Annotated in this window: 18 protein-coding genes and 3 pseudogenes; 9 read left to right on the top strand and 12 right to left on the bottom strand. The window is 49.5% G+C overall.

What is annotated here, in order from left to right; translation table 11 throughout:
- Positions 1 to 128 precede the first annotated feature (128 nt).
- Positions 129 to 362, top strand: coding sequence for a hypothetical protein (locus V9K67_RS26070; RefSeq protein WP_336727899.1), 234 nt, complete (start codon positions 129 to 131; stop codon positions 360 to 362).
- 362 nt (positions 363 to 724) lie between these two features.
- Positions 725 to 2,308: a sensor histidine kinase gene (locus V9K67_RS26065; protein WP_336727897.1), complete on the top strand. Its 1,584-nt coding sequence runs from the start codon at positions 725 to 727 to the stop codon at positions 2,306 to 2,308.
- A 220-nt stretch (positions 2,309 to 2,528) separates the two neighbouring features.
- On the opposite strand, the gene V9K67_RS26060 is transcribed toward V9K67_RS26065, so the two are convergent.
- On the bottom strand, positions 2,529 to 3,110 hold the full coding sequence (locus V9K67_RS26060; protein ID WP_336727895.1) for a response regulator: 582 nt from the start codon (positions 3,108 to 3,110) through the stop codon (positions 2,529 to 2,531).
- Between the two features lie 172 nt (positions 3,111 to 3,282).
- Positions 3,283 to 5,586 carry a PAS domain-containing sensor histidine kinase gene (locus tag V9K67_RS26055; protein WP_336727894.1) on the bottom strand — a complete coding sequence of 768 codons (2,304 nt, stop codon included), beginning with the start codon at positions 5,584 to 5,586 and terminating at the stop codon, positions 3,283 to 3,285.
- A 917-nt stretch (positions 5,587 to 6,503) separates the two neighbouring features.
- On the opposite strand from V9K67_RS26055, the gene V9K67_RS27235 reads away from it, so the two are divergent.
- The gene (locus V9K67_RS27235) at positions 6,504 to 6,578 is read left to right on the top strand and encodes a Cas8a1 family CRISPR/Cas system-associated protein (RefSeq protein WP_414696814.1); all 75 of its coding nucleotides are present in this window, start codon (positions 6,504 to 6,506) and stop codon (positions 6,576 to 6,578) included.
- Positions 6,579 to 6,581: 3 nt separating this feature from the next.
- Here the strand turns inward: V9K67_RS27235 and V9K67_RS26050 are convergent.
- Positions 6,582 to 6,845, bottom strand: a pseudogene (locus V9K67_RS26050) (PDDEXK nuclease domain-containing protein); the annotation flags it as partial.
- Between the two features lie 424 nt (positions 6,846 to 7,269).
- On the opposite strand from V9K67_RS26050, the gene V9K67_RS26045 reads away from it, so the two are divergent.
- A complete protein-coding gene (locus V9K67_RS26045) occupies positions 7,270 to 8,511 on the top strand; it encodes a tyrosine-type recombinase/integrase (RefSeq protein WP_336727891.1) in 1,242 nt (413 codons plus the stop codon).
- A 170-nt stretch (positions 8,512 to 8,681) separates the two neighbouring features.
- On the opposite strand, the gene V9K67_RS26040 is transcribed toward V9K67_RS26045, so the two are convergent.
- Positions 8,682 to 9,191: a DUF6169 family protein gene (locus V9K67_RS26040; RefSeq protein WP_336727890.1), complete on the bottom strand. Its 510-nt coding sequence runs from the start codon at positions 9,189 to 9,191 to the stop codon at positions 8,682 to 8,684.
- Positions 9,175 to 9,330 (bottom strand): hypothetical protein, encoded by a 156-nt coding sequence (locus tag V9K67_RS26035; protein WP_336727888.1) that lies wholly within the window; start codon positions 9,328 to 9,330, stop codon positions 9,175 to 9,177. Before V9K67_RS26035 ends, V9K67_RS26040 begins: the two co-directional genes overlap by 17 nt.
- Positions 9,331 to 9,690: 360 nt before the next feature.
- Here V9K67_RS26035 and V9K67_RS26030 point away from each other — a divergent pair, with 360 nt between their 5' ends.
- Complete coding sequence (locus V9K67_RS26030; protein ID WP_336727886.1) at positions 9,691 to 9,930, top strand: tyrosine-type recombinase/integrase; 240 nt, start codon at positions 9,691 to 9,693, stop codon at positions 9,928 to 9,930.
- Positions 9,931 to 10,150: 220 nt separating this feature from the next.
- Here the strand turns inward: V9K67_RS26030 and V9K67_RS26025 are convergent.
- Positions 10,151 to 10,914 (bottom strand): annotated as a pseudogene (locus tag V9K67_RS26025) (IS256 family transposase); the annotation flags it as partial.
- Between V9K67_RS26025 and V9K67_RS26020 the strand changes: the two are divergent.
- Positions 10,915 to 11,301, top strand: a pseudogene (locus V9K67_RS26020) (transposase); the annotation flags it as partial. It abuts the pseudogene before it with no gap.
- A gap of 168 nt (positions 11,302 to 11,469) precedes the next feature.
- On the opposite strand, the gene V9K67_RS26015 reads toward V9K67_RS26020, so the two are convergent.
- From V9K67_RS26015 to V9K67_RS26000, 4 genes are all read right to left on the bottom strand, one after another.
- Positions 11,470 to 11,712: a hypothetical protein gene (locus tag V9K67_RS26015; protein ID WP_336727883.1), complete on the bottom strand. Its 243-nt coding sequence runs from the start codon at positions 11,710 to 11,712 to the stop codon at positions 11,470 to 11,472.
- Positions 11,713 to 11,789: 77 nt separating this feature from the next.
- A complete protein-coding gene (gene rbp / locus V9K67_RS26010; protein ID WP_336727881.1) occupies positions 11,790 to 12,104 on the bottom strand; it encodes an RNA-binding regulator in 315 nt (104 codons plus the stop codon).
- Positions 12,105 to 12,339: 235 nt separating this feature from the next.
- On the bottom strand, positions 12,340 to 12,825 hold the full coding sequence (locus tag V9K67_RS26005) for a hypothetical protein (protein WP_336727880.1): 486 nt from the start codon (positions 12,823 to 12,825) through the stop codon (positions 12,340 to 12,342).
- Positions 12,826 to 12,876: 51 nt separating this feature from the next.
- Positions 12,877 to 13,146 carry a hypothetical protein gene (locus V9K67_RS26000; RefSeq protein WP_336727878.1) on the bottom strand — a complete coding sequence of 90 codons (270 nt, stop codon included), beginning with the start codon at positions 13,144 to 13,146 and terminating at the stop codon, positions 12,877 to 12,879.
- Between the two features lie 1,157 nt (positions 13,147 to 14,303).
- Here V9K67_RS26000 and V9K67_RS25995 point away from each other — a divergent pair.
- Entirely contained in the window at positions 14,304 to 14,609 is a 306-nt protein-coding gene (locus tag V9K67_RS25995) for a helix-turn-helix domain-containing protein (RefSeq protein ID WP_336727876.1), read from the top strand.
- Between the two features lie 432 nt (positions 14,610 to 15,041).
- Here V9K67_RS25995 and V9K67_RS25990 read toward each other — a convergent pair whose 3' ends face one another.
- A complete protein-coding gene (locus tag V9K67_RS25990) occupies positions 15,042 to 16,085 on the bottom strand; it encodes a PDDEXK nuclease domain-containing protein (protein ID WP_336727874.1) in 1,044 nt (347 codons plus the stop codon).
- Between the two features lie 914 nt (positions 16,086 to 16,999).
- Between V9K67_RS25990 and V9K67_RS25985 the strand changes: the two genes are divergently transcribed.
- Complete coding sequence (locus V9K67_RS25985) at positions 17,000 to 17,248, top strand: hypothetical protein (protein WP_336727872.1); 249 nt, start codon at positions 17,000 to 17,002, stop codon at positions 17,246 to 17,248.
- A gap of 636 nt (positions 17,249 to 17,884) precedes the next feature.
- Here V9K67_RS25985 and V9K67_RS25980 read toward each other — a convergent pair.
- Positions 17,885 to 19,450, bottom strand: coding sequence for a B12-binding domain-containing radical SAM protein (locus V9K67_RS25980; RefSeq protein WP_336727870.1), 1,566 nt, complete (start codon positions 19,448 to 19,450; stop codon positions 17,885 to 17,887).
- Between the two features lie 323 nt (positions 19,451 to 19,773).
- Here V9K67_RS25980 and V9K67_RS25975 point away from each other — a divergent pair.
- Positions 19,774 to 20,369, top strand: a 596-nt coding sequence (locus V9K67_RS25975; protein WP_336727868.1) for a transglutaminase family protein, incomplete at its 3' end; no start/stop codon positions are given.

The following is a 20,369-nucleotide window of genomic DNA, read 5'->3' as shown; positions in this document are numbered from 1 at the left end:
GGTATAGCATGATTATTGGGCAGTAATGGCCGGAGCGATGCTTATTCTTACTCCTTGTTCCCTCCCGGAAGCAGTGAGCAGCCAGTAATGAATTTATTTTTTGAATCCACGAATAACCTCTGGCTGTTATGGCAATTAAAATCGAAGTTTTATACAAAGGCGCCCTGGCGCATTACGAAGTCCAGAGAAATCTGCTGGGAAGCTATAGCGCCACTCTTTCCTATTACGAGGGGAACGGAAGAGGCGCACAGCCGCCTTCCGTTATTACCGTATATATTCATGACAACAGCTGCCTGGGAAACCCGGGCAATCAGGATCTGCTGGACGACATAGGGCTACGGATAAGCGAACAAATGCCCTGATGCCCCGCCTCTCCATTACCCAAACCCATCCCTTCGAACCGCTCACCCGGGTAAACACAGGAAGCTTTCGCAGCAGGTGCACCGAATGTGCCCAGGGAACGTAACAGGCAAGGACAGGTTTGGCAGGCAGAGGTTCCTGGTTGCAGGCCCCGGGCATTTAAAAGAAAGTACACCAGGAAGGTGCCGAAGGGTATATATTTGTAAACAGATGGGTTACTCCATCTTTGAATTACGGATAAATACGATGTCTATTCCTTGGTTCAACCACTGAAGGATCCCTTTTATTTCGCGCGGCTGCAGGTTAAAATACCTACCGGTCCCTTCCTGGAACCCTTTTCTTTTAGAAACTAAAAAAATATCCCGTGCGGTTTATTCGATCCTATACCCGTTCCCATGCGTACCGTTTTTTGCCCCACTATTGCCGTTACCTGCTCGAGCAGCGGCTGGATGCCCTGTCCCGCCAGCAGTTGCTGCTGGCGCGCGAAGCGGAGGTGCCGGCCCTGCGGCTGCTGGCCCACTACAGTGACGATCAACTGGTAGCCCTTGCCAAAAGTTCCATGACGGAATTCCTGGGCATGCTGATTCAAAACCGGGTAACGGAACTCATCGAACAATCGCTGGAGCGGTGGAAGGCTGACCAGCTGGAAGTCATCGGGCAGTTTGAGCTGGTGGCCGAAGATATTTACCTGATCAATTACGTACGAAGCCGGGCGTTCCGCCTGTTCATCCCCGAATACACCACCGACCAGGCGACCTCCCTGGAACTGGTGGACGAGCTGGACAGTTTTTTTACGGGCAACACCACCGCCGCCGCCAACACCTATATTCAACTGCTCAAGGGCCGCATCGCCCGGCATGAGGCCGAACTGCTGGAGGCCCAGCAGATCGCCCGGATCGGCAGTTTTGAGTGGGACCTGCAAACCCGCAAGGCCAACAGTTCACCCGAGCTGTACCGCATCTTCGAGATCGAACCCGGTTTGGGCATGGATGGCTTTATGCAGTTCGTCCACCCGGCCGACAGGGATAAAGTAGCCCGTTCCCTGGCCCTGGCGCTGGAAAAAGGGGCCTACGAGTCGGAATTCCGCTACCTTAAAAACGATCAACTGAAATACATGTGGTCCCGGGGCATTGCCGTTTTCATTGATGGAATGCCGGTCAAGCTCGTGGGCACTGTCCAGGACATCACCCTGCGCAAAAAGGCGGAGCTGGAGCTGCAGGAAAAAACCGCTGCCCTGGAGCGCTCCAACGAAAGCCTCGAGCAGTTTGCCCACGTGGCCTCCCACGACCTCAAGGAGCCGTTGCGCAAGATCGCCTCCTTTACCGACCTGGTATTGTCCCGGGAAGAGAGCTTAACGGAGAAGGGCCGTCTGACGCTTCAGAAGGCGCATCATTGCGCCGTACAGGCGCGCCGGATGATCGATGACATTATGGCCTATTCCACTCTGAAGCAATGGGAAGACCGCACCGAAACGGCTTTGGCAGACGTAGTCCGGGAAGTGCTGGAAGTGCTGGAATCCACCATAGAAGAGAAACAGGCAAAAATAGTCTTTGATGAGCTTCCTGAAATAAAGGTGGTCCCGGCCCAGTTCCGGCAGTTGTTCCAGAACCTGGTGTCCAATGCCCTGAAGTTTTCCCGCCCGCAGGTGCCGCCCCGCATTTTCATTACCCATAGCTGGCTGGGCCCGGAGGAAGGGAAACGGCACGCATTACCTACCGCAGACCGTTACCTCCAGCTCCAGGTGCAGGACAACGGCATTGGATTTAGCCCGGGCGCTGCCGAAAAGATCTTTGGGCTGTTCACCCGCCTGCATGGAAAAGGGGAATACGAGGGCAGCGGGCTGGGCCTGGCCATTGCCAAACGGATCATGGACAACCACTGCGGAATCGTTTCTGCCGCTTCACGGGAGGGCGAAGGCGCCACTTTTACCCTTATCCTTCCGCAATAACCATGGGCATTATTCAGCTTGCGGCCTGCTTTTCAGCCGTATTGCCGATGGCCTTACCGGCCTCTTTCATACCTTTAAATGAAAAAGACATTTTCCCGAAAGCGCACACGTCGCTTTACAATTTCTCTCCTATTCAGCAGTTCCGCTCCAGCAGCGGACTTCAACAGGAAAATGCAACCGAAAGCCCTCCAACGCCTGTTGCCTCGGCTATCGTGCGCCTTCAGGTATTATTTATGTGCTTGCACAGCCCCCAGTATGCAAATAGCGTTCGCAGCATTACTTTGATGCCTTCCATATCATGGGGCTTTTCAAAGTAGCCCTGAACGCTCAAAGCATGCGCATGACGCACAGACGTTGAACTGGCATTGGTAGAAATAAAAACAAAGGGGATTCCCTTGGTCTTCAGATAAGGGTCTTCGTCGATTTTCTTCTTCAGCTCCAGGCCGGTCATTTCCGGCATATTGATATCCGACAGGATAATAAATGGTTGCTCTTCAGTGGTTTGGATATACTCCAGGAACTTTGGCGCACGGTCAAAAAAATGGATTTCGTTGGCAAGGCCAATTTCCTTAATTGCTTCTCCATATATTTCCTGATCGTCGTGATCGTCGTCAATAATGATGATGGGACCCTTAATCATTTCTTTTCCTTTTGGTATAAATGTATAAAAGATTGAACCCATAGCAGGAGTGCCTCCTCTTCGGCGTGAAATGCCCAATAGATCTTGCCTTAAAGGGTTTGCTTTTAAACAGTTACAAGTATTGAAGTTTTCCTGAAGCAGGATGGTGGCAACATACTTCATCTATATGTTTCGCAAGCCGGCACACGAAACGCTTGCTGGTTGACCGTTTGGTTACCCATGACGCTGTCGGGTACAGGTGGTAGTAAGTAGGTATACGTCACCCCATACCTGCACATGCTGATCGGCTTATTCCCCTTCGGTCTTTCTTCGTTCATCCGTCTCTGCGCGCCTGCTACCTTCCTGGCAGCAGCACTTTAAACGTGGCGCCCGTTCCGGGCCTGCCTTCGGCCCAGATCTTCCCGCCGTGGTTCTGGACCACCTTTTTACAAAGCGCCAGGCCGATGCCCGTACCGGCATAATCCTCCTTGCTGTGCAGGCGCTGGAAGATCTCAAAGATCTTTTCGGCCGCGCCGGACTGAAAGCCAATCCCATTATCCGTGATGGCAATCTCGTAGCGGGGTTGGTCCTTCTCCCGGGCACCGGATAGTCGGCAGGTAATAGAAATAAGGGGCCGCTCCCCAGGCTTTGAGAATTTCAGGGCGTTGCCGATCAGGTTATAAAACAACTGCTGCATCTGGTGGGGTACCGCCTTTATGGTAGGCAAGGGTTCTGAGGTCAAGCGGGCGCCGGTTTCGCTGATCGCCAGCTCCAGGTCCAGTTGAACCGCCACTAGGATTTCGTTCAGGTCGGTTTCAATGAACTCTTCTTCTTTGTCCAGGCTGGCAAAGTTGAGGATATCCTGGAGCGCCACCCGCATGCGCCGGGCACTGGCCAGCATCTTATCCAGCCGGATCCTGGAAGCTTCCGTAAGCCGCTCATAGCTGTCGGATTTCACCATATCACCAAATACCAGGATCTTGCGCAGCGGCTCCTGCAGGTCATGGTGTGATACATAGGCGAACTGTTGCAGTTCGCTGTTCCTCTGTTCCAGAATTGCCGTCCGCTCTTCCACCCGTTGTTCCAGGACTACTTCGGCCGCCTTTTGCAGTTCAATATTGGTAGAGGTGCCGTACCATTTTACAACGGCACCACCTTCGTCCCGGAGCGGGATGCCGCGCGACAGGAACCAACGGTACTGCCCGTCCTTTCCCCGCAGGCGGTGTTCGAGGGTAAAGAGGTCATTGCGGCCTGCCAGCGCCTCCTTCCAGGCGTTGGTGGAAGCCTCTGCATCATCGGGATGGATCACCGCGGTCCATCCTTTGCCCCGGAGCTGCCCGGAGGAAAGCCCTGTATAGTCCTGGTACACCTGGTTAAAGAAGTCCGCTGTCCCATCCGGCTGCGTATACCAGACCATCTGCGGCATGAAATCCATGACAAACTGCAATTCCCGGTAGCTTTCCTCCACCTTTAAATTGGCCATCACCAGGTCGGTAACCTCAGCTGCCAGCACCATAACGCCCGATATGGTACCATCGCCCTCCCGGAAAGCTTCGTAGAGCAGATTAATGTAAATGGTTTCAATGCCCGCATTACGTGGCACGGACACAGGAGTGCCATAGGCCGAGAAGCTCTTTCCGGTAGTGTATACACCCACCAGCAGCTCTTCGTAACCCTGGTCCCGGACCTCCGGCAAGCCTTCGAATATGGACCGGTTTGCCAGGTCTTCTGCCCCTCTGCCCCACAGCTCATAAAGGCGTTCATTGGCCAGTTCCACCACAAAGGACGGCCCTTTTAAAATCCCCATGGCCACCGGCGCTTGCAGGATGATGTTGCGCAGGTTGTTTTCACTTTGCCGCAGGGCTTCTTCCGCTTTTTTCCGCCCGGTTATGTCGGTAAACAAAAGGGCTACTTTGGGGTATTCCTCGATCCGGAAGGCATAGACCTCAAACCAGCGCCCCATGGCCTCGGAACCTTCCACAAAACGGATGGGCTCGCCAGTCCGGGCCACTTTTCCATACCGTTCAAACCAGTAGGGCTCCAGTCCCGGCACCAGCTCCCGGGCCGTTTTTCCTACAGCCTCTTTCAGGCCGGTTTGCTGTTCAAAAACCGGGTTCACTTCCAGGAAACGATAGTCTTCGGCGTTGCCGGCACCATCAAAGATCAGTTCAATCAGGCAAAAGCCCTGGTCCAGCGCTTCAAACAAGTTGCGGTATTTTGCCTCGCTTTGCTGGAATTGTCGATTTATTGCCTGTTCTGCTTCCTGCAACTGTATGGTGTTGGTGACATCCTCTATGGAATGAATGATATACTCAATCCTTCCCTCCTCATCCAGCACAGGGGTATTCAGTGGTCTCCAGACCCGCAGTTCAAACTGCCCGGTCGCAGGATTTTGGATATCATAGCGCTGGTCCGCCATGCGGTGTTCCTCGTTGTGCTCCAGCACATAACCCAGGGAGGCTCTCAGGTTTTTTACCCCGGTAGCGTGTGGATTATTGGGGTTGTCCGTATTGGTTTCAAAAAGCCCACGACCTATGGCGTCGTCTCCTTTAAGGAAGGTAGCGTTCAGGTAGGCGTTGCTGGCGCCTGCAATAGTAAAACGGGGCGGGTCAGGCAAGAGGATCAGGTGGGCTCCGGGAAGGGCTTTTAAAATAGACAAGTTATTTAGGGAAGAATGCACAGATTTTTCTGATTTAATGGGAACAGGAGTTAAAAACTACGCCAGGAATTTGCATGCCAAATCACGTTTTCCGCAAAACAGCAATTTTGGAATGCCGCAGATTAAACCTCATTGATTCAGAGGTTCCTGTTCTGCCAGTTGTTTCCGTACGATGGATGCCTGTACCCGGTTGGGCAGGTAGTTTGCTTTTGCAAATTGGGGTACTAACTTTATGCCGGTTCTTTCCAGTTTCGGCCGTGGGCCGCTTCCGGGCTTTCCCACAGAGCGGTCCCGACGGCATGCCGGATTACGGCTCCTTCAAACCCCTGAAGGCTGCGCCCCTCCTGAGTTGATGAAGAATAGGCTGTAATAAGCCGTAATCCTCTGGTTCACAATTTCTCCGGCAGGTTAGGCTGTGTTCGGGTGCCTGCAGGCCTTCCAATAGCCGACAGTTAATTGAATAGAGCTTTTCATTTCCTCGACACTGTGGCGCTTTACAAAAATCCCTGTATGGTCATTCGGATATATGCCTCATCTACGGCCGACTGGGTGGCCGTGGTCGACAGGAAAACAAAAGGGATCGACTTTCTTTTCAGGTGCTCATTCCCATCTATTTGCCGTTTCAGCTCAGGCAGAGGTTTTGGTTTCGAACTTTATATTTAAACTTACCCATGGGTAAAGAGGTTCAAGGGCCACTGCTTTAGTATGTTACAAATTTGCCCCGCTTCAATATCCTTTATTTTTGTCTCTCCCTGCAACGAAGCCGCTTCGCATTATGGGACATCTCGGCCAAAACGTCGCACCCCTACAGGACTACGGAGTTGACCCAGGAATAACGGGCAACCTACATTTTAAACATTTTTCTTTATTCGCTAGGTACTGGATAATTCAATATATACGGAGCAAAAAGTGATAAAATGAATAAAAGCAATGAGTTAAACATTTGCCCCTTCTGTAAGCTCCTTTTCCAATTCACTAATATCCGGCAGTGACGACTTTAGCTCTTCGGGAATTGCTTTGCTGATCTGGTAGTCTGAAACGCCTAACGGTTGGCGATAGCCTCTTAATGCATATTCAGCCAGCACCTTGTCCTTTCCCTTGCACAGCAGCAAACCAATGGTATCTCCGTCCCGAGGCCCTTTTAGCCTGTCATTCACGACATTGACATAGAAGTTCAATTGACCGGCATCGCCCGGCTCAAACGGCCTTGCTTTTAATTCCACTACGACATAAGCATGCAGACGGGTATGGTAAAACAATAAAATGGCAACTATTTGGAAGTGTTAAGAAAAGTGTTAAGAATTCCGAAATAGCTACAGCGCAGGGAAGTTTCCTAAAATAAGGAAAGCCTTACTGGGTAAGGCTTTCAACGGTTGTGACCCTGTAGGGACTCGAACCCTAGACCCGCTGATTAAGAGTTCCTTTTTGGCCTTATTTTACTATTTTCCCAATTTCCACATTTTTTCCAAAACCAGCCACCAGACTGCATTACAGCCAATTTACTTAATTTACCCAAACCTAGTTTAGCGCGATTTAACTGGATTTTGTTTGCAAATTGTTTGCAAATTTTTGAAGTACCTTTAACTCAAAGAACCTTCACGAAAAGCCCTCCATCACCTTGACACGATGGAGGCGCCACCCGCTAAAGTACCCCCATTTTTTGATCTCCTAAACCAGTGTGCTATGGTACGTGTTTCCTTATTCCATGACACCCGCCGGGAAAAAACCAACCAGAAATACCCCGTCAAGATCAGGGTGACCTGCAACCGCAAGGCCAAGTACTACCCCACCGACATCGACCTTTCCCGGGAAGAATTCAAGGGGCTCACCGACCGGCGTACCAGCCGGGAAATCGCCGACATCAAAATGCAGCTAAATGAAAAGGTGGCAAAAGCCCAGGCTGTTGCCAAAACCGTCCGGTCGCCCTTCAGCTTTCACGAGTACGACCGGAAAATGGGACAGAAATCCTTTGCCCGCGAACTGGTCCACACCCTCTACGAAGAATACATCGGTAACCTCCTGCGCGAGGACCGCGTGGGCTCGGCCTCCAGCTACACCAACAGCATGCGCAGCCTGGACAACTTCAAAAAGAACCTCAAATTCGGGGACATCACCCCGGAGTTGCTAAAAGACTTTGAAAAATGGATGATCGGCAGGGGCAACTCCATTTCCACGGTGGGTATCTACCTGCGCCCGCTGCGGGCCATTTACAACGAAGCGATCGCCCAGGGCATTGTTCCCCGGGACTACTACCCTTTCGGCAAGCGCAGGTACCAGATACCCGCCAGCCGCAACATCAAAAAAGCCCTTACCCTGGCCGAGATCGGCAAGATCTACTACTACGAGCCCCAAACCGGGATAGAAGGGGAAGCAAAGGGCAAGGACTTCTGGCTCTTCAGCTACTTTGCCAACGGCATCAACATGAAGGACGTGGCCCTGCTGCAGTACAAAAACGTCCGGGGCGACTACCTGGTGATCGACCGGGCCAAGACCATCCGCAGCACCCGCGCCAACCCCAAGCCGATCCAGATCTTCATCAACGAGGAAATGCGGCACACCATGACCAAGTGGGGTAACCCGCCGATTTCCCCGGACACCTACGTCTTCCCCATCCTGGAACCCGGCCTGACCGCCACCCGCCAAAGGGACCTTATCCAGCAGTTTATCCAGGTGGTCAACACCTGGATGCAGCGCATTGCCCAAAACCTGGGCCTCGACAAGCGGATCACCACCTATACGGCCCGGCACTCCTTTTCAACGGTGATGAAGCGCTCCGGTGCCAGCATCGAGTTTATTTCCGAGGCCCTGGGCCATAGTGATGTAAAAACCACGGAAAGCTACCTGGATAGCTTTGAGGATGAAACGAAGAAGCAGTTTGCCAGTTCCCTGACGGCATTCAAGAAAGAAAACAAATCGATTGAATAATTGATTTTGAAGATGATGGCTCCCCTTGTTAATCCATCGAAAGGAAATCAAATACCCAAGGCAAATAAAGTGGTCGGTGTATCTGTCCTGCGCCTGAAACGACCCATTAGGCGCAATGAGCACGTGTTCGAAGAAAAGCAAGGCATTTCCATTATCCACCTGAGCCGACTCTAATAACCGTATTTCTCAAATATGATTTCTGAAGCTCTTTCTACTAAATACTGTCTTGCTATTTCGGGATGCGGACAATTTCTGCTCAGCACAACCCCTCCATAAAGGGTAAGATTAAGATCTTCGATCTCTACTTCCAGTTCGTGCCGTTCCATTACATCTGTAACAGTTTGATACCAACTATTAAATAACTTCTGCCGCGCTCTCGCTTTAATTAGCCCCTCGCTGTCATCGCATATATAAACCAGGATTCGTTCGGGACGGGAGAAAAAATGATTTAAAATTTCCATTAAGGTCGGCGCTACACGCTCATCTATTTTCTTCTTTATATGAGGAGTGGGATCATATGGATAAAATGAAAAATCCCTCACCTCAAGGTCGTAAACACCTAAAAAGGGAGGAATTAACGGGACTTCGCCAAATACGCAGCTATATTGAATTCCCTGATCTGTTGTGAAAGTGTGCAGCCGCCCACCTTCGTGATGAGTAATACTATACGGTTTGACCAAATTGCTGCGGATTTTTCCTGACGTAATCTATTGCCCGTCCTTCTTGCACAGCCTTTCTAAAAGCCTCCTTCTCTGCCATATAAGCCTTAATTGCCACGGCAGCTTTAGAATCTTTCTTTATGGTTATTTTCGTTTTCATGCTTTAAAATAATTCGCTCTCCGCATCACGGCTAACTTCAATGCCGGCTTCTTGCGTCGCGATTTGCTTCCGGCATTGAAGTTAGCCGTGATGCGCGAGAAAAACAAATTTTTTCGACGAAAAGGCTAAGAGTTAACAAATTTTCCTTACTTTTGCACAGCAAAAGTCACTTATCTCTCTTGGTAGGATCAATAAAAACATTCTTTCTCTTCCGAATTTAATGCCTCGGTTTTATTTTTAGCCCTACCAAAAACAAAAGCTTTTACAATATCCATCCACATAAGTTTTAATTTTCTTCGACCCTGGCTTCATTTGAAACCTTGCTCTTACTTACTTGTTATTACTTGTTGGAGCACTTGGATGCAGCGCATTTCCCGAAACCTGGGCATCAACATGCGGATTACCACCTATACGGCCCGCCACTCTTTTTCCACTGAGATGAAGCGTTCCGGGGCCAGCATCGAGTTTATTTCGGAAGCGCTGAGCCATAGTGATGTAAAAACCACGGAAAGCTACCTGGATAGCTGTGAAGATGAAACGAAGAAGCAGTTTGCCAGTTCCCTGACGGCAATCAAAATAGAAGCAAATAAGGAAAAATAAATACCCCCCTTACAAGAGAATACTTTGAAGGGCAGGGCTTCCAAGGAGAAGACCTCAATGCAGCTTTGTTCATTTAAACGTCCCGTGAGAGGGAGGGTGTAAAATATAGGGTGTCAAGGTTTAAAAAACTAGTAGACCTTAACACCGTTATTTTATGTCTAAAGAAAAATTCATCTACGAAGAAACAAAGAAGAAAGCCCTGGCACAACTGAGATCCGGTAAGTCCAGCCCTAAAGGCCTTCTGGTCCTTACTGGCTACATACTTCAGGGAGTTACGGATCTGGTGCACCACGCAGCTCTGCACCTCTGTTTTGGGGTAGATAGAGCCAATGGCCTCGGCAAAGCCCTTGAGGTTATCGATGCAGGACATCCGGACATCTTCAACGCCCCGATGCTGCAGATTGCTTAAAACCGACAGCCAGAAATTGGCCCCTTCGCTTTCCGACACATACATGCCCATCAACTCTTTTCGGCCTTCTTTGTTGATGCCCAGGATGTTATGGACACACCGGCTCACCACCTTGCCTTTTTCCTTTACCTTGTAGTGCATGGCATCAAGCCAGACGATGCAGTACAGGGACTCCAATGGCCGGTTCTGCCATTCCTTGACCAAAGGGATCACTTTATCAGTAATGGCAGAGGGAGTGGCGGCGGAGATGTCGGTAGCATACATGTCCTTGATATGGGAGGAGATATCGCGGAAGCTCATGCCCAGCCCGTACATGCCGATGATCTTTTCTTCAAGGCTTTCGGCCAGGATGGTCTCTCTTTTCTTAACGATCTGGGGTTCGAGGGAGGAATGGCGGTCACGGGGCGTTTGCAACTCCAGGGTGCCTTCTGCGGGTTTGAGCTGCTTGGTGGAACGGCCGTTTTTCGGTTCCCTTCCTTGCGTTCATCCTGGTCGAGGTGCTCGTCCATCTCTGCCTCAAGGCCGGACTCCAAAAATTCTTTTAGTAAGGGGACGAAGGCGCCGTCTTTTCCAAAGCTGATCTGAAGCCCGTCTACCAGGCAGTGAGCAAAGAGCAGGCTGAAGACCAACTTCTGGCCCTGGAGGAGAAATGGGGGAAGAAATATCCTGTAGTGATTGATTCATGGAACCGGAACTGGGGCAAGCTGGGCGCCTTTTTCGGCTATACGGCGGCTATCCGCAAGATGATCTATACCACGAATGCAATCGAGGACTTTCACCGCCAGGTGCGTAAGGTAACCAGGACCAAGGGAGCTTTTACCTCCGATAGGGCGCTTCTGAAGCTGCTTTACCTGGCTGCCCAGAACATCCAGAAGAAGTGGACGCAGCCGGTGCAAAACTGGAGTTTGGTGGTATCCCAGCTGGCCATTAGATTTGGCGACCGCTTAAAGCTCGATATGTAAAAGGGCATATCGGGAAAAAGGCTTTGGGGCCTTTTCCCAATATCCCCCGCTGACACAGTTTATTTTACACTCCCCTTTTACGAACAACTCAATTGTAAAAGGTATAAAGTCTTAAATCTGAAAGCAAATCAATTAGAATGAGTCAGGTAATGCCAATAACCTACTTTACTACAGGCGTGTTTCAACAATGGCATCTGATAATTGGCTCTCTATCTCATATAGCCAGCGTGAAGATCCTGGTACCAATTTCCATACCCATTGCTCTTTTTGCTTTAAGCTGAAAGAGATAGGCTTGTTATCTGCATCTTTTGATGTAACAAAGAATTTAACGCCTTGGAAGTTCTTTATCATTGTAAATTCAAATACCCTAATTTCTTTTCCAACTGCGATCTCTTTGGTAAACCTTTCCATGAAATTTAAATTTTAATGATAAAAGTAGATGCATTAAAAAAGCCCCGGTTCACCAGGGCTTTTCTTAAGATAATATTTTAGTAACGATTTTTATTGTAGCTGCTTCCACTATTAAAGCCTCCGCCAAGGTTATTACGAGCAGGTCTGTCTTCTCTAGCCTTGGCTTCCATAACTTTAATGGTCCTTCCTTCAACAGTAGCCTGGTCTAATTCAGCAATTGCTTTTTTAGAAGAAGTATCATCCGACATTTCAACAAAGCCAAAACCTCTTGACCTTCCAGTTTCTCTGTCATTAATAACTTTAGCTGAGCTTACTTCTCCGAAAGGCGTAAAAAATTCTCTTAAGTCTTCATCCTGGACGTTGAAGCTTAAATTAGAAACATAAATGTTCATACTTGATAAATAAAATAGATTAAAAATATCTGAGAAAGGCAAGAAGTAAGTAACTAAGATGCAGATTGCTAAGCAGGATAATTAATGAATACTGATGCAAGGCTCAAATTAACTCAGTGAAGATAAGCCTTATTTTGTTTTTATCTGTCAAAAGAATCATAAAGGATAAATATTGAACAATTTATTTTTTGCTGAAATAGATTCTTGATTTATTATAACAATACTCCGGTAGTTTTTAAGCTCTGAGCCTTCCGAAGCTAAGGCAGTTTTCAAAGGCCTGTTGATATTTTTCACAACTTGGATCCAGGTCCAAGATGGAAAAAATGCGGTTGGCGATCAACTCGTTCATATGGATCATTTTTATATCAGCCATGGAAAAGCCGGCTCTTTCCTTCTTAGCAACAGGGAAGTAGTAAGCGGCCTTTGCCACAGAAACCGCCGTCATAGCGATATTACAGTGGTTGTGCAACTTCTGCTCGCTTCGGGCCTGGCAGTCCTCCAGTCCGGCATAGCTCTTTGAATCCCGTATGAGAAACTCCACCTGGAAGCGAGGCTCATAATACTTGTCCATTCTGCGGGCCGTCAGATCGGTATCGGTAGCGATCAAAATTTCGGGCCTGGTCCTGCCTTTTTTGTCAGTTTTGTACTGCCCGGTCTTTTCTTCCTTGTAATAGATAAAGGCAGCCAACACTTTTCGGCACAACAGGGCGGAATAGACCACTCCGGCGAATACATCCCTTTGCCCACTGGAACAAATACACCGCAGCCTCCTTCAGTCAACATTGGTGGTATCGATCTTGCCGTCGCGAACCCTTTTCCTGCCTGTGGCTTTCTGCCTGCCTTTATACACGTACTGAAGGTTGGCATCCCAGCGGGCTTTGGCCAGGATATGCAGGTCCTGTTTCAGCAAGGGTTTGATAAACTCTTTTTTCATAAAGTAGCCGTCCACTACCAGGTAGGGGGTCAGGGCTTTTATCTCTTCGATATGGTCCGTGATCAGCTTCACATAGTGATCCACCAGGGTCTGTCCTTTTTGGTGCAACTGCTCTGGTGAAGGGCTTTGCACGGCCAGGGCATGCAGGGCTGTATGATCACTGACCCCAATCTCGCCTGAGGCGAGACCAGGCAGCCTACTTCCAGGCCGCTGAGTGCCCGGCTAGCGGTGCCACTCCAGAATTTTGCCTTTCCATAGGTTTGGGTCCCGCTCTTCCTGATAAAGGAGGGCTCGAAGATAGCCAGGACCTTCTTTTTTCCAAAGCAGGACCTGACCACTTCGTAATTGAAGAAAAACCAGTCGAAAGAGCCTGAAAACATGGAGCGGTAGCTTTTCTCGTTACGGCCACCCCAGCGTTGCATATTCATAAAGGTCATGCGGCAGTTCATGCCCAGCCATAAGGGCACAATATGAAAAATAAATTTTGTTACCGGCTGGCTAACTTTCTTAATTTTGCTAGAGCTGCTCTGCAGACTCCTACGGCATTAGAAATGAGCTTTAACATACAAATTTCTAATGCCTTTTTTGTTGCCTGCCAACTTTTTTCCCAAACTCTACTATTTCAAAAAACTACCGGACTATTGTTATAAGCGGGTTATTCTAAATGCATTATACCATATTAATTTCAGCCTTGTATTAATCCCAAACCAACGACGCAGTATGCCAACAGATGAGCTGGCCTGTACTTCGTCATTGGTTTACGCAATTTCTGCATCTCATTTAATTAAATTCCTATACCCGCATCCTGTTTATTTACCTCTTCCTTCCGGGAACTAAATGCCGCTAAGCCTGCTTTGCCTTTAATTTACTTCTTTAACCTGGGATACGTTTACCTTGTGAATAAAATGATGTAAAATAAACATTTAATGCGTAATAAACTATTAACTAACTTTATACTTGATATAAATCCTGTCTAACAAGCTAAGCGCTATACAGGAAACCTATAAAAATGTTTTGAAATTAGGAAATTAGCCCGGGCGTTATTTAGCTGCTCAGTGCCGATGATGAAGTAGCCATTTCCTAATCAAAGGCAATGGCCAACTTCTTTTCATTAAACAGACAAGAAGGGTGCTATGTCCAAAGAAGCCACCCCCACTCAAAGGCCGGGTTTGATTTGATTGAGTAACTGTTTAATAAAATTCCATATGTAAACGCCATGGACTTCTTTACCTTCAATTACATCACCCCGACAAAAATCTTTTACCATGCATACCATAATATTTCCAGGTGAAAGCGAAATTAAAACGTGGATACGGGAAGCGGTTCAGGAATGCCTGGAAGGCGCCCTGCCTCAAAAGCAGGAACCCCAAATGGAAGAGCCCCTCATAACCCGCAAGGATGTGGCCCGGATGCTGGGCGTTTCTCTTGTAACCCTGAACGATTGGGCTAAAAAAGGACTACCCTCCCACAAAGTGAACGGCCGGGTGTATTTCCAGCGCTCGGAAGTGCTGGAATACGTGAAAGGTTGCCACAACCACCTAGGCTTTCGGCTCCCCCCTCCTAACCATTAAATCCGAGGATCATGCTGCCTTTAGAAAAAGTGCAACACATTATAAAAAGGCTGGGAACCCTTTGTGCCGAAGGTGCTGCGCTATAGTAATAGTGAATGCCAGGCCGTTGCATAGCATCCAGCAGGACAACTTTCAAGGTAGCCACAAAATAACTGCCGGTACTACAAAGGTACCGGGTAGATGGCAACTGACCATACTGTAGCATGCTGTCTCTTAAGTATTGGGAAAGAGAAATGCTGCAGAATGCGCCTGTAGGCCTCTCTCTTAATTTTTCTTTTCACCCGCCTACTCAAATTCCACGGCCAGGGTTGGGTGAAAAGAAAAAGTGGAAACCAAAGAAACCAGGCCCATGTACTAATCTCCAAAAGATGCAGGAGCGCTAAATAAACTGTGTCAGCGAGAAATATAGAAAAAAGCCTCAAGCCTTATTCCCTAATCTTCCTCCTGTAGCCCACTCAATTCCTCCTCAATCTCCTGGATCGTTGGAAGCTTCCCTTTCAGGTCTTCCGGTATAGCCTGGGTGAGTTGGTATTCGGTAATTCCTATCGGCTTGTTGATGCCCCGGAGGGCGTATTCCGCCATTACTTTGTTTCGTTCCTTGCAAATCAGGATACCAATGGAGGGGTGATCAGAAGCATGCCGGAGCACATCGTCCACCACATTGAGGTAGAAATTCAGCTTGCCGGCATATTCCGGGATAAACTTACCGGTTTTCAGTTCAATGACTACAAAACACCGCAGCCGCAGGTGGTAAAAAAGAAGGTCGAGGTAAAAGTCCTCCCCTCCCACTTCCAAATGATACTGACGGCCGACATAACTGAAACCGGCGCCCAGTTCTAGCAGGAACTTTGTAATATGCTGTACGAGGGCATCTTCCAGGTCCTTTTCTTTGTACTCTTCGCCAAGATTCAGAAAGTCGAATTTGTACGGATCTTTCAGCAGTTCGCGGGCAAGGTCGCTTTGCGGGGCAGGAAGGGTTGCTTTAAAATTGGTGACAGCAGCACCTTTTCGCTGGAACAGGCCGCTTTCAATCTGGTGCACCAACACATTGCGACTCCATCCATGTTCAGCTGTTTCTTTCACATAAAAGAGCGCTTCTTCCCCATCCTTGCATTTGGTAATGATGTGGAGATGATGGCCCCATGGAATATTTGACAGGAAGTCCGGTAATTGGGCAACAAGTTGTTGCCCAATTAGGGAGTTATAAAATTGGTACCATCGACGGATATACTTCAGGTTGGTATGAGAGAACCCCTTCATATCCGGAAACTCAATGGTCAGATCCCTCGACAGCTGATGAAGCCATTTATCACCCCATTCCGCAGCCTTTTCCCTCTCCAGAATTTCCCTTCCCAGCTCCCAATACAAATGGATCAACTCGGCATTTACTTTCAGGGCTGCCTTTATCTGAGCCGAGCGAATACGCTGCTTGATTTCTGAAAGCCATATCTTATAAGAAGAGTCTTGCAACTGCATTAAAAGTTTTTGGGTAATGGATAAAACAAATTTAGGAATTGCCAGAATACAGAAATCTGCCCTTAATCATGACCTCCTCGTGTACAATCGAGCCAGCCTATAATAAAGGAACGGGGCAGAGGCAGATTCTGCCCGTTACCCCTCGCACGGGCAGGATGCCCGCTTCAAGCTGAATCAGCCTTTTCCCTTACTTGCCTGCGCTGCTAAACGCTTAATGCCATTTACCGAAGGAGTATCCATCTATAAAAGTCCGGCATTCACCGATTTGGGGCGAAAAAGCCTTCCGGACGACGGTATCTTTGACTGGTCAAACGATCCGATACCTGTTGAAAACCGAAATATCCAGAAACAATATCCAAAGTTTAAACCTACCGATTCCATTATCCAAAAAAAGCCCGTTTTATCCGTAGTACCTTTTGAAAACGTCCAGATCCTGAAAAACCAAAGGCGTCCTTATCCTGGCCAAACGAAATTCACAACGCCTTATAAACTTTCCCCTCCTTCGCGAGGGGATTTTTATTTCCGAGGCAGACCTATAGCAACAAACCGAAGTTCAGAAAACACGACAACAAAATAGACACTCCCAGAAGAAAAGGAAAAAATAGACGCGAAGGTAGCGACCGGGCCTGCAAGGCCAAAAAGCGTCCGGCATAAAACGGAAGTACCAATTTGGAGCAATGTATCCTGCACCGGCAGCACCAAGGGTTTGCGTCGGCATCCATCCACGGATTTATTCCTTTTCCTTTTTGCCCTTTGGGCCCCGGGCCGCTGATCCCGGAGGCTTTCTTTTTTCCCTTTTTCTTTTGGGAAGTGTTTAAACCACCATCATACCTTACCTCCTTACAGGGCATACTGTTCATCCGCGTTTACGCCTGGAGGACATGGCGCTTTGATATTTTTCGTAATTTCCCTTCATGCTGGTAATAGACGAGCGGTTCCTGTTGGCCGGGCAAACGCTCAAAGCAGGGCAGATCACCCGATTCTCCGACATTTTCAAAATCGTCCCGAAAAATGTAATGGCCAGGGCGCTGGCCAAAAACGTATGGAAATCTCTCCCACTCCTGAATAATGATCCTTTTTATTTCAGGGTAGGCGCAGTCCTGAAGTTTGCCGGCTTTATGGCGGTAAAAGCAAGTAAAGTGCCTGACCTGTTATCCTTTTAAACAGTGTAGCTGCCTTCCCGGTAAGGACCGCCTCACCTGATCCAACGCTAAGGCAAACCCCGGCTAATTTTGTGTCAACTTATGAGCTTTGGCAAGGTATTGGCTTACAGTGGAGCTCACGGTTACCGCAAGCTGCAGGCAGCCCAATCAGACAATAGCAACTCTTTCATATGGCAAGCAATCGTTAGCGCCCCTTGTTTCTACTCGGGGCTTTTTGCCTTACTCAAGTATTCCGGAATGCCTGGCCCGCAAAGAGGAAACATTCAATAAATAAAGCAGCCGCTTTTCCCTTTTCTTTTATCCTATCCTCCCATGATGCTTCCGTGAGACTGGCTGAACAACCAGCGCATGGTTTACCTGCAGGGTGCCTGGAAGGAAGCATTGGAAGTCCCGTTGCGACACGGAAAGCCTGCCGGCAAACTCATCTTATCCATAAAGGGCAAGCTCAGGCCTTTCAGGTTGCAAAAGGAGATAGCTTTGCAGCCCTGGGGGCCTGGCAGGCAGCTTCTTACCACCCCGTCCGGGAAGGTGCCGGCGGGTGGGAACGGAACTACCTTTCGGTTGCTGCTGCCGGCATAAAACCGAAGGGTGTGCGCCGCCTTTCCTTTAGTTTACCGGATCGGTTGGCCACAGGAATTACCCGGTTGTTATTGAGGATATAACCCGGCCCCGTCCCTCCCGGCTTTTGTCCAGGTAGGCATTGGGATTGTGCACCAGCGCTCCCTGCGGCAGCCATGGCCACCACACCCCCAGGTCCCTTTGAATGATGTTGCGGTAAAATAAAGGTAACTGCTGCGTTTCACCCTCGAAGAAGCTGCGGAACGCCTTATCCTCCAGCAGCAGCTTGCGTACCTTCCGGTAAAACCGCAGGCGGCCGTACCCTTCCGAAGATACCGCCCGCATAAAATTCATCCATTTGGAAGTAAAGGCCGGGGTGGCAAGAAAACGTTGGTACATGGCTTTTGGGGAAAAGGTATATTCCGTCAGGTCAATCACCCGGTTGTAAAAGTCCACCCAGCCGTAGTTCTTCGGTTTCAGGTTCATGGCCAGGTGGTTGTTCAAAAAATGGAACGGAAAAGGAAGCACCCGGCCGGCCTTTTGGTATTCCAGGTTCAGCGGCGCCGCCTGGCCAAAGGCAGTCAGCAGCGAGTAACCAGGGAAAGCCGCCGGCGTTTTGTCGACAAAGCGCTTGGTGAGTTCAAAAGGCCCGTTGCCGGAGTCGCTGTCGAGGCCCAGGACAAAATTGGTTTGCACGTAAGGAACATAGCGGAACATCAGGTTGACGTGCTCGGAAATCCGGTTCACCTTTTCTTCGCCCGCTACGTGCTGGGTTCTTGATTTGTTGCCGAGCTCATACCATGACTCGATACCGGGCAACAGCGCCTCAAAGCCGTTTTGCGCCAGTACTTTGAGGTGGTCTTCGCCCAGGATGGATAAACTGCTTTCGGCAATAAAGCGGAAGCTTTTCGGGGGTGCGGCCGCGGCTATGGCCTCCATGTTGTCCTTGAAGCGGACGCCAAAGTTGGGATCATGCCAGGCCACTACGGGCTTTTTAAATTTTGTCAGCAAAAACTGCAGGTCCTTCCGGATCACTTCATTACCGAGAGGCTGGTAGGGCACTTCCGAGTCAATGCAGAAAGAGCAGGTATAGGGACAGCCCAAACTACCGAGCATGGGGATGAACTTGAGAAAAGGCGCTTTTTTCAGCGTGGGGGCAATGAACTTCCAGCGTTCCTCCACCCCGGGCAGATGGGACGGCTGCTTGCTTTCGGCCACTTGTTTCCCAACAGGACGGTGGGAAGTACAATTGTTCAGCACTTCCAAAATGGTTGCCTTGTGGGTAAAACCCAGCACATAGTCGAAATACTGTACCGCATCATCGGGATAACAACGCGCATGCGGCCCGCCCAGTACGGTAACGGCTCCCCTGCTGCGGAAATAGTTACTCAGTGCATAAGCGAGCAGGGCCGCCTGGGTAAAGGAACTGATAAATACCAGGTCCACGTTCTTTGGCAGTTCCCTGTTCAGGTCTTCGGCCCCGGTATAACAAATCATGCTGACCTCGTGGCCTTCCTGCTCGCACCAGCACGCTACCACCTGCGGCATGATGCTGGCCAGGTTGGCATGCATGATCCTGGCCCATAAAGTATGGGAAGGCCCCTTGCTTACCAGGTCAATGATACCGATCTTTAATTTCCGCATAGTTAACTGTTTAGCGATGAACTTTCGGGGGAACGGTTCATAAACGGGGTAACGAACGGAAAACCCAGGCAAAGGGAAGCGCTTCGGGGGTTTGATCTTCTGAAGATATTGATATTTTCGAGGACTTTAAAGCGCAAAGGCGGTTCCTGTCCTTCTTTGACGGCCCTGTCCGGCAGGATCGTTTTTGGAAACCGCAGGAATATAATGACTGCGAATTCGAGCCGGCAACCGCCCGTCAACGGTACAGGCCGATTCTTTCGGCTAAAGTTTGCTTAGCTTCGGGTGCTGCCTTCCGCAGAACCAGGCAAGCCCAAATAAGAAATATGGCCAACAGAATACTGATCCGGCACCAGACCCATTACCAATACGAGCGTCCCGTATATCTTACCACCCATTACTTCCGGCTGAAGCCGGTTGCCCACTGCCGCATGCCCGTTGAGATTTATTCGCTGGCGGTCAGGCCTGCGAACCACCACCTGCACTGGCAGCAGGATCCTTTTGGCAACTTCCTGGCCCGGGTGGACTTTACCGGGCCTACGACAGAATTAACCGTTGACGTAAAGATCGTTGGCGAACTGGCGCCGGTGAATCCGTTCGATTTTTTCCTGGAGGAATATGCCGGGCGTTTCCCGTTTGCCTACGAGGCCTCCCTGGAAAAAGACCTGGGCCCCTACCTGGAAATCGCGGAGAAGGGCCCCCTTTTGGAACACTGGCTGCAGCAAACAGACCGTACGGTGCAGGGTGTCATTGATTTCCTGTTAATGCTCAATACCCGGGTTCACCGGGCTGTTTCTTATACGGTCCGTTTGGAGGAAGGGGTTCAAAACTGCGAAGAGACGCTGGAAAAAGGCTCGGGCTCCTGCAGGGACAGCGCCTGGCTGCTGGTGCAGGTACTGAGGCACCTGGGCCTTGCCGCCCG

This window comes from Huijunlia imazamoxiresistens, assembly GCF_037132455.1.
Classification (GTDB): domain Bacteria; phylum Bacteroidota; class Bacteroidia; order Chitinophagales; family Chitinophagaceae; genus Flavisolibacter; species Flavisolibacter imazamoxiresistens.
This window is presented reverse-complemented; position numbering and strand designations above follow the sequence as displayed.